Annotated in this window: 18 protein-coding genes; 4 read left to right on the top strand and 14 right to left on the bottom strand. The window is 68.6% G+C overall.

The genetic code is table 11. The features are described from left to right. Positions 1 to 158: 158 nt before the first annotated feature. From OG332_RS30040 to OG332_RS30070, 7 genes are all read right to left on the bottom strand, one after another. Positions 159 to 455: a hypothetical protein gene (locus tag OG332_RS30040; protein WP_327416392.1), complete on the bottom strand. Its 297-nt coding sequence runs from the start codon at positions 453 to 455 to the stop codon at positions 159 to 161. Between the two features lie 143 nt (positions 456 to 598). Further along, the gene (locus OG332_RS30045) at positions 599 to 1,087 is read right to left on the bottom strand and encodes a GNAT family N-acetyltransferase (RefSeq protein ID WP_327416393.1); all 489 of its coding nucleotides are present in this window, start codon (positions 1,085 to 1,087) and stop codon (positions 599 to 601) included. After that, entirely contained in the window at positions 1,075 to 1,950 is an 876-nt protein-coding gene (locus OG332_RS30050; protein WP_327416394.1) for a protein kinase domain-containing protein, read from the bottom strand. The genes OG332_RS30045 and OG332_RS30050 overlap by 13 nt, the downstream gene beginning before the upstream one ends. Next, positions 1,920 to 2,534: a hypothetical protein gene (locus OG332_RS30055; RefSeq protein ID WP_442816232.1), complete on the bottom strand. Its 615-nt coding sequence runs from the start codon at positions 2,532 to 2,534 to the stop codon at positions 1,920 to 1,922. The genes OG332_RS30050 and OG332_RS30055 overlap by 31 nt, the downstream gene beginning before the upstream one ends. Further along, positions 2,531 to 2,950: a hypothetical protein gene (locus OG332_RS30060; RefSeq protein WP_327416395.1), complete on the bottom strand. Its 420-nt coding sequence runs from the start codon at positions 2,948 to 2,950 to the stop codon at positions 2,531 to 2,533. Before OG332_RS30060 ends, OG332_RS30055 begins: the two co-directional genes overlap by 4 nt. Before the next feature lie 130 nt (positions 2,951 to 3,080). Continuing rightward, positions 3,081 to 3,404: a hypothetical protein gene (locus tag OG332_RS30065; protein WP_327416396.1), complete on the bottom strand. Its 324-nt coding sequence runs from the start codon at positions 3,402 to 3,404 to the stop codon at positions 3,081 to 3,083. After that, positions 3,401 to 3,634, bottom strand: coding sequence for a hypothetical protein (locus OG332_RS30070; protein ID WP_327416397.1), 234 nt, complete (start codon positions 3,632 to 3,634; stop codon positions 3,401 to 3,403). The genes OG332_RS30065 and OG332_RS30070 overlap by 4 nt, the downstream gene beginning before the upstream one ends. Positions 3,635 to 4,135: 501 nt before the next feature. Between OG332_RS30070 and OG332_RS30075 the strand changes: the two genes are divergently transcribed. Next, positions 4,136 to 5,125 carry a hypothetical protein gene (locus OG332_RS30075; RefSeq protein WP_327416398.1) on the top strand — a complete coding sequence of 330 codons (990 nt, stop codon included), beginning with the start codon at positions 4,136 to 4,138 and terminating at the stop codon, positions 5,123 to 5,125. Continuing rightward, complete coding sequence (locus OG332_RS30080; RefSeq protein ID WP_327416399.1) at positions 5,110 to 5,640, top strand: GNAT family N-acetyltransferase; 531 nt, start codon at positions 5,110 to 5,112, stop codon at positions 5,638 to 5,640. Before OG332_RS30075 ends, OG332_RS30080 begins: the two co-directional genes overlap by 16 nt. Before the next feature lie 300 nt (positions 5,641 to 5,940). On the opposite strand, the gene OG332_RS30085 is transcribed toward OG332_RS30080, so the two are convergent. The 7 genes from OG332_RS30085 to OG332_RS30115 all read right to left on the bottom strand — a co-directional run bounded on the left by OG332_RS30085 (position 5,941) and on the right by OG332_RS30115 (position 10,802). After that, positions 5,941 to 6,795 carry a GNAT family N-acetyltransferase gene (locus OG332_RS30085; protein ID WP_327416400.1) on the bottom strand — a complete coding sequence of 285 codons (855 nt, stop codon included), beginning with the start codon at positions 6,793 to 6,795 and terminating at the stop codon, positions 5,941 to 5,943. Positions 6,796 to 7,215: 420 nt separating this feature from the next. Further along, a complete protein-coding gene (locus OG332_RS30090) occupies positions 7,216 to 7,992 on the bottom strand; it encodes a class I SAM-dependent methyltransferase (protein ID WP_327416401.1) in 777 nt (258 codons plus the stop codon). Between the two features lie 130 nt (positions 7,993 to 8,122). After that, positions 8,123 to 8,542 (bottom strand): hypothetical protein, encoded by a 420-nt coding sequence (locus OG332_RS30095; protein ID WP_327416402.1) that lies wholly within the window; start codon positions 8,540 to 8,542, stop codon positions 8,123 to 8,125. Between the two features lie 11 nt (positions 8,543 to 8,553). Further along, positions 8,554 to 8,952 (bottom strand): hypothetical protein, encoded by a 399-nt coding sequence (locus tag OG332_RS30100; protein ID WP_327416403.1) that lies wholly within the window; start codon positions 8,950 to 8,952, stop codon positions 8,554 to 8,556. An 89-nt stretch (positions 8,953 to 9,041) separates the two neighbouring features. Beyond that, complete coding sequence (locus tag OG332_RS30105; RefSeq protein WP_327416404.1) at positions 9,042 to 9,833, bottom strand: tetratricopeptide repeat protein; 792 nt, start codon at positions 9,831 to 9,833, stop codon at positions 9,042 to 9,044. Between the two features lie 65 nt (positions 9,834 to 9,898). Continuing rightward, entirely contained in the window at positions 9,899 to 10,213 is a 315-nt protein-coding gene (locus OG332_RS30110) for a hypothetical protein (RefSeq protein WP_327416405.1), read from the bottom strand. A gap of 4 nt (positions 10,214 to 10,217) precedes the next feature. Beyond that, on the bottom strand, positions 10,218 to 10,802 hold the full coding sequence (locus OG332_RS30115) for a hypothetical protein (protein WP_327416406.1): 585 nt from the start codon (positions 10,800 to 10,802) through the stop codon (positions 10,218 to 10,220). 414 nt (positions 10,803 to 11,216) lie between these two features. Between OG332_RS30115 and OG332_RS30120 the strand changes: the two genes are divergently transcribed. Together OG332_RS30120 and OG332_RS30125 are read left to right on the top strand one after the other, a co-directional pair. Then, positions 11,217 to 12,386, top strand: a complete 1,170-nt coding sequence (locus tag OG332_RS30120; protein WP_327416407.1) for a hypothetical protein — start codon at positions 11,217 to 11,219, stop codon at positions 12,384 to 12,386. A gap of 44 nt (positions 12,387 to 12,430) precedes the next feature. Then, on the top strand, positions 12,431 to 13,606 hold the full coding sequence (locus OG332_RS30125; RefSeq protein ID WP_327416408.1) for a NucA/NucB deoxyribonuclease domain-containing protein: 1,176 nt from the start codon (positions 12,431 to 12,433) through the stop codon (positions 13,604 to 13,606). Positions 13,607 to 13,608 lie beyond the last annotated feature (2 nt).

Consider the following 13,608-nt stretch of genomic DNA (forward strand, 5'->3'; position numbering starts at 1 on the left):
GCTCGTGCGCGCCCATCACGGGCCCCTTTCACTCGCTCGACGGCACCCTAATGCCGTACTGCGCCGTGGCATGCCGCGCTCGGCCCGCCCGGCCATCCCAACCGCGCCGCACAATGCGGTATCCGGCCAAGAAGTGACCGAGGGGGATCAGGCTCGCATCAAGCTGGAACCCCCGGGCCCGGCGATACGGGCCCGGGAGCCGGTTGTTCTCGCCGGTCGTTATAGCCGAGCTGATCACTCCACCGGAGCTGGCAGTATTCGCGCTTGAGCACGGCGGCGAGCTGGAGTTCCTCAAACTCCGACCGCTCCATGGAGCCGTCGGTCGGCAGGGCCTCCAGCGCCTCCTGCGCGGTCCAGAACCCTTTCTCGTACCGACGCTCGTCCCGCAGCCGGTCGACCTCGTCCAGCAGGGCAAGGGCTCGGGCAACCGACCTGTCAGGTACCTGGGTGTCCACGATCACCAACCTACTGCCCGGCCGTGACCCCCACCTGGAAACGGCCAATTCGACTTCCGCATGAAGATCATCGGGCCTGCGGCAGGGTCGCGGCATCATGGGAATGGGGTTGGGTGGCAGCACCGCGGACAGCGCAATTCCGGTCAACGGATCTTTCTGTTTGGCGAGGGTGGAGCGATCCGATATTCGGTGTAGCCCTCGTGTACGCCGAGTCGGGTGAACCCGGACTTGGCCAGGACGCGGCCGGAGGCAGGGTTGTCGGGGTGGTGTTTGGCTTCGAGACGGGTCACCGCGGCTTCGGCGAACACGATCGGGACGAACTGCCTTACGGCGTCGGTGGCGTGGCCGTGGCCCCAGGTGTCTTCGCGCAGGATGTAGCTAAGAGTGGCCAAGTCGGGGCTGTGCTTGCGAGATTTGATGACGCCGATCAGGTCGCCGGCCACGGTGATGCCGAGGTTCCAGTGGGTGCGGGGGATTGCGCGATCCTGGTCGTGGATGTTCTTCATGCGTACGGCGGCGTCCTCGACGGTCATCCGGTAGTCCTCGCCGTGGGTGAAGCGGACCGAGGCCCCGCGGTAGATCCGCGCCATCGCGGGAGCGTCGTCGAGGGTCAGCCTTCTCAGCGTGACCACGAGGTCACCTCGGCGGCCGTGGGGCGCTGGCCGGGGTCCGGTGACAGGCACGCCTCGATCAGCTCCTCCAGCGCCGGAAAACGCCACGGCTGGACGTCCTGGAGGTCGTACAGCTTCCCCTGGGCCAGCGTGCGGAGTTTGTCGGCGCGGGGGGTGTCGTCCTCGTAGATGCCGGGGCGGTGCCCGGTCCAGCACCAGAACAAGGAGGCGCCCAGGCCCCAGATGTCGGCTGCGGGGTTCGTCTGGACGTGGACGTCGTCGGCGGTGGACAAGATGGCGTCGGCGATTTCGGGGGCGGTGGTGTGGGTGAGCGCGCCTCGGTAGGGCAGGCGAGCGGTCTCGGGGCCGCAGGCCAGGGCGTAGTCGATGACGTGGCCGGCGCCGTCGGGGTCGACGAGGGTGTTGGTGGGCTGGACGTCCGCGTGGGCCCACCCGGCGGCGTGCATCGGGGCGAGCCGGGCAGCCCACGTCTGGGCCAGGCGCAGCAGCAGAGCACGGTGCGCGGTGGTGTTTCCGGTGTCCTCGCGGGTGGGAGTCAGGGCCCGCCACAGCGGTGCGCCGTCAACCCACTCCACCGCCAGCCACCGCCCGCCGCCCCACGCTCCCGCGTCGATCCGGTAGGAGGGACGGATCGCGGCGGCCTCGGCCAGGGCCAGGAGGTGGCGGTCTTCCTGCTCCATCTCGGCAGCCTTGTTCCTGGCGCCGTCGTGTTCGGGAGCGTTGGCCTTCAGCACCAGTGTCGCCCTGGGCGTCGTGATCTTCCACGCCCTGGAGCCCCGCCGGTCGCTCAGCAGGTCGTGGGCGACCGTCCCGAACCGCCGTTCCAGGGCTTCTAGTGCTTTGGGAGGAGGTGCTGCGCCCATTGTCTGATCTCCGTCCAGTCGTGTCCGATGCCGTCGAGGACGTCACGGCCGTCATCGACCGCTTCCGCCACCGCGGCGGCCAACTCGGGTGTGGCGCCGAGGAAACGCGGGTCACGGGGCCGTACCGCGACCCGCACGGGGAGGAACGAGACCGGGGGCACCGGGATCTGGCCGCGAACTTCGCCGGCCGTGAACTTCCCGAACATCAAGCCCACCGGCCCGTACAGATTCTTCAGCGCCCAGTGCGGCCACACCAGCGTCCCGGCATCCGCGCCCAGGACGACGATGTTCTCGCATACGAGCATCCCGTGGCGGCGAGAGGCCAACGGCCGTACCCATTCGGCAGCCTGGACCGCCGCGTGGAACACCTCCGCTTCGACCGCTCCCGTGTCCCCGGCAGCTTCGTACACGGTCCACCCGGTCACCCCCCGTTCGACGGACGGCGCGAGATAGGGGCAGTGCGCCGACACGGCCTGGACGTACGCGGCGATCTCCACGGTGCTCGGCTGTGTGGTGCGGGCTTCGATGAGGCGGAGCGCCCCGGCTGTGGACCGGAGCGCTCCGGCAGCGTGCGCGGTGATCACGCGGCTGCTATCTCCCGGCGCTCGGGAACCACGTCGTCCCCGTCGCCGCCGCCGATCGGCGAGCAGTCCCACTCCGCGACCACGATGCCGGTCGTCCGGTAGCGGTGCAGGGCCTCGGTGTCGACCTCGCCGGCCGCGTTGGTGAACCAGACCTCGGGCAGCGGGCCGAACAGCTTCTCGTACGCGGTGACCCAGGCGATCTCGCCCGAGCCCTTCAGCGGGGCGTGGCCGATCTGCTGGCCGGCGTGCTGCGTGCAGAACTCCGCGAACTCGGGGGAGTCGAGCAGCTCGTGCCATTCGGCATCGATCGCGCCGGAGAACATCTCGACCGTGGCGTGGCCGTCCTTGAAGCGGGCGGCGCTGACGGTGAAGAACCGTCCGAGTTCGACCTTTTCGGGGGTCAGGGTGGCGCTCATGGTGGTCCTCTCGGTTGTGTGCGAGTGGTGCGTGGATGGCGCCGGAAGCCCGTGGGGCCGTGGCCTCCGGCGCCGTTCCGCCCCCGTGCCGACTGCCTGGAAGGTTCGGGGGCGGAAATCTGTGATGCGCCTACACGAGCACCAGGGCTTCGCAGCGCAAGGCATTGAGGACCCGGGTGAGCAACGCCACGTCGGGTGCGCGGGCTTCGACGGCCGCCCGGCCTTCCTCGTGCCACTCGCCGAGGGCGCGTCGCCAGGCCTGTTCCGCGCGGAGGGCCTCACCGCGGATTTCCCGCAGGACGATGTCGGTCTCGATCCGCAGATGCACGAGGTCCGCCGGGGTAATCCGCAGGACCAGGTGACCGTCTTCGACGCGCACCTGGTCGAGCGCGAATTCCACGCAGCGCGCGGGGTCGCCGGCCAGCTCGGTCCCGTCCAGCAGCCGTAACCTCATCGGCCTTCCGCCTCTCGTACCGCACCAGGCGCGACGATCCACTCCATGCCCCCGCCCTCGGGCCGCAGGAACACCCCGCAGGGGACTATGCGGCCGGTCTGCGGTTCCTCCCACGGCCCGATGAACTGCACGATCGCCTCGCGGTCCTTCTCCGGGTCCAGGACCCGAGCGCCCTCGTACAGCCATGCGGGCAGCGACTGGTGGGACGGCGGGCGGTGCGCGGTGGTCACGGCGGTGCCTCCTCGTCGGGCGATGGCCCCGCCCATGCGTGGCACATGGACGGGGCTCTCCTCCTGCCGCTGGCCGGGGAGCCTGGGCCATTCCGGCGGCGTGATGTCTAGTCAACGACGGCAACGGTCTTGGAGACAGGAAAGGTTGCGGGTGGTGGGGTCGCGGGCCGCCGGAAGACTTTACGGATGGATTACCCGAGCAGGTGTCCTGCGGGTGAGCCCGTCGCTACGGTCTGTGGCATGGCAGAGAACGCCGTACTTCGGCAGCGGATGGCTGATCTTGGGCTGACTCAGGAGGAGTTAGCAGGTCAGATGAACGCGGCGCTGCATTCGATCACCGGCAGGCCGGGAAATATGTCCGCGCGCAGCGTGTGGAATCTGGTGAACGGACGCACCACACGGCCGATCGGGCGGACCCGCGCCGCGCTTGAGCAGGTGTTCGGATGCCCATTGTCGGATTTAGGGTTCGCCTCACCCGCCACTGCACCACCGGAGGACCCCGTGCACCGCCGTACGTTCTGGACCCTGACCGCCGGCGCGGCCGTCGCCATCGCTGCTCCCGCCCCGGCCGGGCGCAGGTCGGTCGGAACAGCAGACGTGATCCGCCTGCGTGAAGGAATGGCCGCTCTGACCGCGCTGGACCAGGCCCGGGGCGGTCACACCGCCCTGGAGAGAGCCGCGCTCGCTGGGGCGGCAGAGGCGATCGGGTTGCAGCAGTGGGCCGCCTCTCAGACCGTTCGGCAGCGTCTCTTCTCGGTGGCCTCGCACTACACCGCCTCTGCCGCCTGGTCGTGCATCGACGCCCGGCAGCTCGACCGCGCCCGTACCCACCTGGCGGAAGGCCTGCGGCTGGCCGGGCTGGCGCAGGACCCGATGGCGCAGATGAGGGTGTGGAACTCCACAGCGATGCTCGCGCACCAGCGCCACGAATACGGGGAGGGCATCGCCGCCTCCCAGGCCGCGCAGACCACGGCCACCGCACGCCGGGATCCGCTGTTCTCCTCCCTCGCCCACGCCCGGACGGCTATCGGGCACGCCTCCCGCCGCGACCGGCAACCCGCACTGCGCTCCCTCGGCTACGCCCACGACGCCCTTGCCAAAGCCGAGGCCGTTCCCCGGCCGGCGTGGATCGGCTTCTACGGACCTGCGGAACTGGCCGCGCTCACCGCGATCGTCCACGACCTGCTCGACGAGCCCGCCCATGCTGAGGCCGCTTCGTACCGCGCGCTGGCAGTGCTGCCCGCCGAGTACCGGCGTAACAGGGCCATGACCATGGTCCGGCTCGCCCACGCGCAGCTTCGCCAGGGTGACATCGGACAGGCGTGCGCGACGACGGGAGACGCGTTCGAGCTGATGGCCAGCGGTCCACTCCCGGGCCGGATGCGAACCCAGCTCGGGGACTTCCAGCGCGACCTTTTCACCCTTGCCCCCACCGACCGGACGGCCCGGGAGTGGGCCGACCGCTACCGCACCCAATGGAGCGTCCGTTGACCGGCACCACCTTGCGGCACTACAGCCACGACGATCTCGGAGGCATCCGGCAGACGCTGCTGGATGTGCACGAGGATGCGTACGCCGACCGACGGCACGAGGAGTTCGTGCAGCGCTTCCCATGGTTCGTGGACCACTGGGGCGGCAACGAGGGCTTCTCGTGCGTGATCGCCTACGACGGCGACGTGCCGGTCGGATTCACCTACGGTGCTCCCGCCACCGCGGGGAGGGAGTGGTGGCAGGGACACCTCGACACGGCGCCGGAGGATCCCGCCACGTTCTCCGTCTCCGAGCTGATGGTGCGCCCGCAGTGGCGCAAGACTGGCCTCGGGCCCCGCCTGCACGACGCGCTCCTCGCCGGACGCCCGGAGCCGTGGGCGGTCCTCACTGTGGACACGAAGCGGCCCCGGCTTCAGGCGATGTACGAGGGCTGGGGCTACCGCAAGATCGGCGAGAACCAGCCGTTCCCCGACAGCCCCGTGTACGCCGTCATGCTGAACAAGCTCGACGGCTGACCCGGCCCGAACATACGAAGCCCCCACTTGGTCGGATCGCTCTGGCGCGACTGCCCGGTAGAGCGTCCCCGCATCCGATCGGATGCACCGCGGGACGCTTAGTCCTCGCGCTGGTGTTCAGGCATGTCGCCTCGCAGTTCTGGTCACCATCGAGCGGGGCGGCACCTCGTATGGGGCCTCTCGACACAGCCCTGCGCGATCAAGGAGACGTGGCGGTGCAGGTTCCGGCCCTCGCCTTGTTCGCTGTGCTGCCCGCCAAGGGGCGCTCAGGAGTCCTCCGCCGGATCTCTGGCGCGGACTCTAGAAGTCGTACACCACGAAGTCACAAATCGGTCGGTACCCAATCCGCTGATAGAGGCCGTTACTGGTGGGGTTGGCCAGATCCGCGAACAGCAGGACCTCCGCCGCGCCCGCGGCTAGGGCGGCCCGGCTCACCTCGACTGTCACGGCGCCCGCGTAGCCGCGTCCGCGCAGGTGGGCGGGGGTATAGACGGGGGCCACCCGGATCTGACCCGCGACCATGGGGGTCCTGCCCGCCATGGAGACGGGGGTGCCGTCCGGGGTTTCCCAGAGTGTGACGCGCTCGTGAGCGATGCGCGTGTCCGCCCACGAGCTGTTGTCCGCAGAGGGGGTTCCTCCGATGTCGGTGACGAACTCGCGGTGCCAGAGCATGAGTTGCTTGCAGTCCTGCTCACCTGCGACTCGCCCCCGGCCCTCAGGGATCGGCTCCGGTGGCGTGAGCGTGCCCAGGCGGTACAGGCGCTCCCGCTCGTGCACCGTCGGTATCGCGCCCGTGTGCCGCTGCCAAGCCTCGGCGAAGGAGGTGGCGGTGTCGTGGTCGGCGTTGACGCCGGGGAGGGGGTGGCCGAGATCGGCTAGGTGGGTGGCGAGGCTGTCGGCCTCTTCGTGGGGGAGGGGGGTGAGGGTCAGCCGGCGGGGCGGGGTATGGAAGAAGGTCCCGCGGACCTCGCCCGCCCGCTCCAGCAGGCCGAAGGAGGGGGCATCGGCGCCGTACGCATCCGCCCCGCGCGTACGCAGTGCCTCGGTCACCGTCAGCGGGACTGTGTGCAGGGCGGGACGCGACCGCAGGAAGTCTCCGGCGCGAGCGAGAAAGTCGTCGAGGTCTTCGGTGAGGTGCCAGCCATCCGGACTCATACCTCATGATCCCGCGTGCCGTCGGCGTGCGCTCGTGGTTTTCCGCTGGGAGAAGCGCGAACACGTCTGCGGTCAAGGGGCTGTCGCGGGTTCCTGAAAACTGACCCCGGGAGCCTCTGAGGTGCTGACCAAGTTGGGCCAGTTCAGCTCAGATCGTCGGGCCCCCACGCCCACGACGCCGATCCCCTGCTGGTGCCAGCGAAGAAGGAAGCCGCGCGGCTGGTGGCCGAGCTTCAGGCGGCCTGACGCGTCCGAAGGACTCGGGGGTATTCCCGGACCACCTGGTCGTCGACCTCGTACGCGAGGGCCTCGGTCAGCTCCCGCAGAGTCCGGGGTTGCCGGTGCCGACCCGCCACACTCCCACCGTGACCCATCCAGAAGGTTCCCTCTGGCATCAGCTGGACGGCCAGGCCCTGGAGGTCACGCCCGGATGGCGGTGGTGCACTCGATGTGCCGGACCTCGCGGAAGACCCCGGACGGTTCGAACTCGGCCAGGGCCGCCCGCAGATCCTTCTCGTACGCGTCCTTCCGGGCGCCGAGGACGGCAGGGCTGGTGTAGGAGAAGGAGAATTGCATGCCTACCAGGTCGTCCACCGTGAATGCCAGGGGCTGCTCGAAGGTTGTCGTGGAGAACCTCGAGAAGGTGGAGGCGGACAAGTACTGGTCGAGGGCGTCAGCTGGACGTGTGGCAGGCCCATAGGTCTGCCGGTAGCCGGGGCCAAGGTGGGTGGTTCCGACTCGCTCGATGACCTCGAGCCAGGTCGGCCGCTCGTATAGAGCAGCTCCGGAGACGAACGCGAGCCCGCCTGTCGGTGCGACGACGTGGTCGAGGTCGGCGAGGACCTTTCGCTGGTCCATCCATCCGATGGCCTTGCCCATGGTGCACAGCGCGATCGTCGGCAGCCCCATGCGGTTCAGCATGGTCGAGTCCCCGGCCCGCCAGGCGATGTTCGCCGCGCCCTGCTCGTGGGCGAGACGGATGCCTTCGGCGAGCATCGCCGGTTCGGGGTCCACGGCGTGCACGACGGCCACGTGCGCAGCCAGGGGTAGAGCGATGGTTCCCGGCCCGCAGCCGAGGTCGAGCATGTGCTGGCTTCCATTGAGGCCGAACTGCGTTCGCAAGTGTTGGTAGAGGGCGTCCGGGTAGCCGGGCCGGAAGAGGGCGTAGTAGGGGGCGGCGGATGCGAACGTGCCCACGGGTGTGATCCTCTCGCAGTTCTGGTCGGTCTCGAGCGGGGCGGCATCGCCGAATTTGACCTCTCGGCAAAGCCCTGCGCGATCGAGGTGGCGGTACGAGGCCCGGCCTTTGCACTTGCCAGGGGGTGGCTCAGACCGGCTGCCCGTTGTGTTCCTCCGGGAATGCGCTGCCCCGGTGGACCATGGGGATGCGGTCAACTGCGGGAGCCTGGACTTGGATCACCAGGTAAGTGCTCAGGGCGTCCGGTAGGCGAGCGGCCACCCACCGGTGCACCCACGCCGCGAGCCACTGGCTGTCTGCGCGAGGATCGAACTCCCCGCCGTCCAGGTATCCCAGCTCTTCCATGTGAAGCGGGCCGCCGGGTCTGACGAGTTCCGCGGCGACCACTCGCAGCTGGTTGCCTGCGTCATCGGTGACGAGGCCGGCCGGTGCGGTCAATTCCAGGGTGATCCGAAAGTCGTGCCCATGATGCTTGTTGCAGGGGTGAAAGGTGGGGAGTCTGGGCAGGGAATGGTAAGCGGCGACGTCCACTTGGTGGCTGAGGGTCATGGTGCCAGTCCTCATGCATCTGCTCCCGTAGCCGCGTCCAAGTCTGCCGAAGTCGTTGCTTCACGGGTCTGCTTCAGGTCTTCCACGATGCGCTCGGCGGCGCCGTCGCCGTGATCCCGGTCGTAGCGGCCGGTGTCCAGTTCGGAGCCGGTGATCGAGACGTACATAGGGCGGCCCTGAAGGTAATTGATGAACAAGTTGCCGAAGGCGTCGGCATACGGCAGGTCCGAGGGCGGCGCCTGCCGCACAGAGATCGTTGGCACCTCATCGAGCAGCCTCCGCGCCTCGTCGACATTCAGCTGCCTATCACTGCCCTCGGCCGCCATGCCCAGCCCGACGGGCTGGGCATGGTTGTACAGGGCGGCAACAACGGCGGCAGGTTCGAGTCCCGTTATGTCGATGGTGGCCATAGGGGGAGTCTGCCACTGGACTGGCGCGCAGACTTCGGGTTCGATCAGTTCGGCCGCCACCGTGCCGGTCACCGAGGGCGGGCGGAGGCTCAGGCGGCGATCGTCTCCTGGGCCTTGCGTAGCCGCGCCGTGCAGGGGGCGTGCGGCCCCAGGGCTCGCTCGCCGGCAGCCAGGTTTTCCTCCGCCAAGGTCAGGGCCTCGGTCGTGCGGCCGGCGGCGTGCAGGGTGAGCGCGAGATCGGAACGCAGGAGCAGGGTGTGCGGATGATCGGGGCCCAGCTGCTCCACGCGCATGACGAGCGTCTTGCGGGCCACTTCTTCGGCTTCCTCGTACTGGCCGCTCTTGCGGAGGGCGACGACGAGGAGGTTGCGGGCGGAGGCGGCGTGGGTGGAGCCGTCCAGGGCCATGACGACGGCACGGGCCAGCGTGTCCGCGTGCGGGGTGCCGGAGGACACAGTCACCCAGGCGCTCGCCAGCAGGGCCCCGCGGGTGACGTCGTGGCCGACTCCGAGTGCGCTCTGGCCGAGGCGGAATGCCTCGCGGGCCAGGGCGTTGGCCTCGATCCAGCGGCCCTGTTCGCCGATGGCCTCGGCCAGGCGCGCCAGCGTGTCGATGGTCTCCGGCGCGCTCGGGCCGAGCGCCTTGCCCCGACCCGCCAGAGCCCTGCGCAGGTGGTACTCGCCCTCGGCGTACCGCTCGAGGCCGTACAGCGTCAGCGCGAACCCGTGCAGCACCCGGCACAGGGCTTCGTCGGTGTCCGCGACCGCGGCGAGCGCGGTGACCACGCTGTCGTATAACCGCTCTGATTCGCTGAGCCGGCCCTGGTGGCGGGCTTGTTCGGCCTGTACCAGGGTCTCTTCCAGAGGCGGTGTGAGCGGCATCAGCGGTGCTCCTTCGTGAATGGATCTTGTATGGGCTATGGGGTTCGAGCTGCTTGCCGGTGAGTTCAGACCCCGCAGCCGAGGGGGAGCACGGCGATCGGTGTCCAGGAGATGTCCCAGGCGCTGCGGCAGCCGTCGAGGGGCTGTTGGGTGAACGTCACGTCGAGCAGGTGCAGGCGGGAGATGGTGACCGGGACCCGCCGCGGGGTGATGGCGCGCAGGGTGCTGTTGAGGGGGTCGGAGTCGGCGGTGCCCCAGCTGTACCCGAGCTTGTAGGTAGGGTTTGCGGCTGACCGTTGACCGACGTCCTGCCCTGCTTGGTCAGCACCACCCCGGGCCTCGTAGCCGGTCGCTGCGACTCCCTTAGTGCGCATGGTCATGACATCAGTGCACCGAATGCGCCTCACCGAGTTCGGGAAGAAGGTCCTGGCTGCCGCTTGCTGTCAGAGGGCGGCCGAGATCAGCGAGCGCATTGTGCGGGAAGCCGTCGCGCAGCAACGGCAGGGTCCGGTCGAAGTCCTGTAGCAGTCCACCGCCCTCAACGGGCCATAGCCGGGAGTTGGCAACGGGGATGCCGACGTATGCCCGGCCTGGTGCGTCATCCCAGGTCGGGTCCAGCACTGTCCCGTCGGGACGCACGATCCAGGCGTGAGGGAGGTAGACGTCGAGCCCGGCATGGGTGAGGGCGAACCCCTCGGCGTACACCACTCCTTCGTCACGGTGAGCCCGGGCGTAGCGGGCCGCGTTGCTGTAGCAGAGCCGGTCAGGCATGCCGACCAGATTGTCGAGGCTGGTCGCAGGGGTGAACCGACGGCCCAAGGCCAGCAGGAGATGGAACTGGCTCCGGTAGCTCCAGCTCGCGGGTATGTGGTAGGCGTCCTGGGAGAGCTCGGCGAATTGGCGGATGTAGTCAATGAGGCCGTCTTCGGCAGCGCTGAGAGACGCGGTCTGAGAGGCGCTGTCCGACATGCTGCTCCAGTTCTCCGATGACTTCGCACGGTGCAAGTACGCATCTTCCCGTACTCGGGAGTTTCGTCGCGACAGAACCTGGTCCTTCGTCGATGCTCCAGCTCGGTCCCGGGGCCACTCCAGGCCCGCAGGCGCCTCCCGCAGATGTCAGGGCGCTGGTTGAGCCAGCGTTGAGACCGTTCCGGCCAAGTCGCCAGTCAAACACGTGCTGCGTGCATCGACTCGATAGGTTCGCCAGGTCATCCACATGATCACATTCAGGGGGGAACCTTGCGTTTACGGGGAAAGCTGCTCACCGTTCTGTCAGCCGCGGTGGCCTTGGTGCTGCCGCTGGCGGCGGCGTCGCCAGCCGCTGCGAGTGCGCCGGTGCAGAGTTGTAACGAGACCCATCAGGCCCGCATCTTCTTCTGGGCAGTGGCCTGTACTCAGGCCGGCCAGCCGGTGATCGGCGCATTCGCGACCTGGCGCAACGTGCCCATCACCTTCACCAGCGGAGGCAGCGCCGGGACCTCGGAGGCATCGAACTACCTGCGGATGGTCCCGAACACCGAAGGCGGCATGTTCGCCAACTCCATCGCGGTCGGCCTCTACGCCGAGAAGACCGGTGCGACGACCCGCTCGTACGGCCCGCGCTGGACCGAGCTGGGCAACAGCGGCGGGAAAACGAAGGCGATCACGGCCGGGGTCAACCCGACTGCCACGGACAACGCGAACCACACCTATATGACGGTCCGGCAGGCCAGTGGCGCCCAGTGGGACGTGCTGTACGACTTCAACTGGGTCGGCAGCACCACGGACCAGCTCAAGGTCCCGCGGGGGAACTCCAACCGGATCGACATCGGGCTGGAGGTGAGGGGGCCGCAGTACGTCACGGTCCCGCTGATCTCGAGCAGGGTCCAGTTCATGGCGGAGAACAAGACCTGGTACCGGGCCGCGACCGCGGATACCGCCCAGGTCACAACCCTGGGGATCTGCGGGAAATCGAGGGACATTCCCTCCGACCCGACGGCCGTGTACACCGCACCGTACTGCTTCAAGGCGAAGCTGACGGACGGCACGAAGTTCACCCAGTGGAGCGCGAGCAAACCCGGCCCCACCACCCTGGCCACGCTACTTCCCGCACCGGTCCCGTCGACTGGAACCCTCAACGGCGTCGACCAGGAGGCCCTGTCGCAGTGCATAGCCAACGCCCCGGACTCCTGCCTGACCTCGGTCCCTGGCCTGTCCGCATGCGTACAGACGGCCAAGGTCTGCAACGCCGCCGCCCTCCAGCCCTCCCCAGAGACCGCTCCGCTCGCCAGCAGTGTCCCGGTGAGCGTTGACGACATCGGCGTCCGGGCCGCTGCGTCATTCGGCGTCGCTAAGGACACGCTGCGTGTGACGACGGCGACCACGCTGCCCGCGCCCGCAGGTACCGCCGAGCTGGCCCTCCAGTTGGCTGCCGCCGTGGTGACCGTGGAGTCCTCGGCGTCCACCCGCGGACTTGAGCAGCGCGGTCTGACCTTCAGCGGATTCCGCGCTACCTACTCGGCGGCCACCGGCCAGCTCCTGGATGCCTGCTGGGGGCAGATGTGCCGCTCCTGACCACCACCCACGTGTCCGCACCATCCTCAGAGCAGGAGATCGCAGTGCCCGACGCCCACCCGCCCCGGTCCAGGCGAGCCCCGCGGCGCCGGACGGCGACAGTGATCCTTTCCGCGCTGCTCGTGTTCGTGGCCGGCCTCACAACAGCAGGCCCGGCCGGCGCGACGATACCCTCGCAGCCCGGTTCGACCGCCACGACCGTGCTTGGCCCGGAGGATGAGGACCTGCGCACCGAATGCGCTACCCGCCCGGAGGCGAAGACCCGCAAGGGGTGGATCAAGAACCGCTTCGAGGCATGCGTGCACCAGCCTGTCTACCTCAAGCTCATCGACGACAAGAAGCGCCTGCGAGGCGAGCTCTGGTTCGACCTGTGGATTCTCGGCTTCACCTACGACGGATCCCGGCGTGTCGACTACACCAGCAGCATCGAGAACATCAAGGCCAAGGCGGTCGCCGGCGAGAACCCGGCCACGTGGAAGATCGACCAGAACTTCAGCCACTCCATCAACGCCTCTGCCAGCGGCCCTAACCCCAGGATGACCAAGCCGGCCGTCACCAGCCGCAGCGAGACCATCGCCCAGTGGAAGGCCAAGCCCTTCTGGCAGCTCAACTACACCTCGCCCGACACGGGCAAGCTCGATGCGGCCAACACCCAGATCGTCTCCGGGATGGTCTCCCTCGAGATGCGGGTGTCCTCGCCCACCGCCGTACCGTGGTCGGATCCCGTCATGGCCTACTCCAGCGTCCGCTTCGACTACGCCGGACCGACCGCGGGCAAGTTCAAGGGCACCGTGTTCACCGAAGCCCGCGTCGAACTCGTGATGAGCCTGAAGGACCCGGCCGTCAACGAGAGCGCCCGGCACATCCTCGACGCACAGACGCTTCCCGAACGCACCTTCCCGTCTTTCCCCGGCAAGTCTGTGCCCGGAGGCTCCACCCCGCTCCACCGCCTCATCGACAAGACCGCGCAGGACAAGAACCGCGACGCTGCGATCGCCACGTGCAAGGACGTGTGGGGTGACTACAGCGGAACGAAGCTCCAGTGCGACGAGTACCCCTTCGCCTCGACGAAGGAGGGGGCCGCAGCTCCGGGCAAGCGCTTCTCCGCCCGCCTCATCGACGGAGGCGACAACGAGACCGGCGGCCGACGCCTCAATGAGATGTACACCCTGAACCGTATCCTCAACGGAGACGCGTTCTACGTGAAAATCACGCCCTGATC

The sequence above is a fragment of the Streptomyces sp. NBC_01233 genome, from assembly GCF_035989305.1.
Lineage (GTDB): Bacteria > Actinomycetota > Actinomycetes > Streptomycetales > Streptomycetaceae > Streptomyces.

Bases quoted from the DNA above. Each gene is read 5' to 3' on its own strand.
- OG332_RS30065 (WP_327416396.1), bottom strand. From the start codon at position 3,404: ATGAGGTTACGGCTGCTGGACGGGACCGAGCTGGCCGGCGACCCCGCG.
- OG332_RS30085 (WP_327416400.1), bottom strand. From the start codon at position 6,795: ATGAGTCCGGATGGCTGGCACCTCACCGAAGACCTCGACGACTTTCTC.
- OG332_RS30100 (WP_327416403.1), bottom strand. From the start codon at position 8,952: ATGGCCACCATCGACATAACGGGACTCGAACCTGCCGCCGTTGTTGCC.
- OG332_RS30050 (WP_327416394.1), bottom strand. From the start codon at position 1,950: ATGGGCGCAGCACCTCCTCCCAAAGCACTAGAAGCCCTGGAACGGCGG.
- OG332_RS30080 (WP_327416399.1), top strand. From the start codon at position 5,110: ATGGAGCGTCCGTTGACCGGCACCACCTTGCGGCACTACAGCCACGAC.
- OG332_RS30095 (WP_327416402.1), bottom strand. From the start codon at position 8,542: ATGACCCTCAGCCACCAAGTGGACGTCGCCGCTTACCATTCCCTGCCC.
- OG332_RS30115 (WP_327416406.1), bottom strand. From the start codon at position 10,802: ATGTCGGACAGCGCCTCTCAGACCGCGTCTCTCAGCGCTGCCGAAGAC.
- OG332_RS30110 (WP_327416405.1), bottom strand. From the start codon at position 10,213: ATGACCATGCGCACTAAGGGAGTCGCAGCGACCGGCTACGAGGCCCGG.
- OG332_RS30060 (WP_327416395.1), bottom strand. From the start codon at position 2,950: ATGAGCGCCACCCTGACCCCCGAAAAGGTCGAACTCGGACGGTTCTTC.
- OG332_RS30105 (WP_327416404.1), bottom strand. From the start codon at position 9,833: ATGCCGCTCACACCGCCTCTGGAAGAGACCCTGGTACAGGCCGAACAA.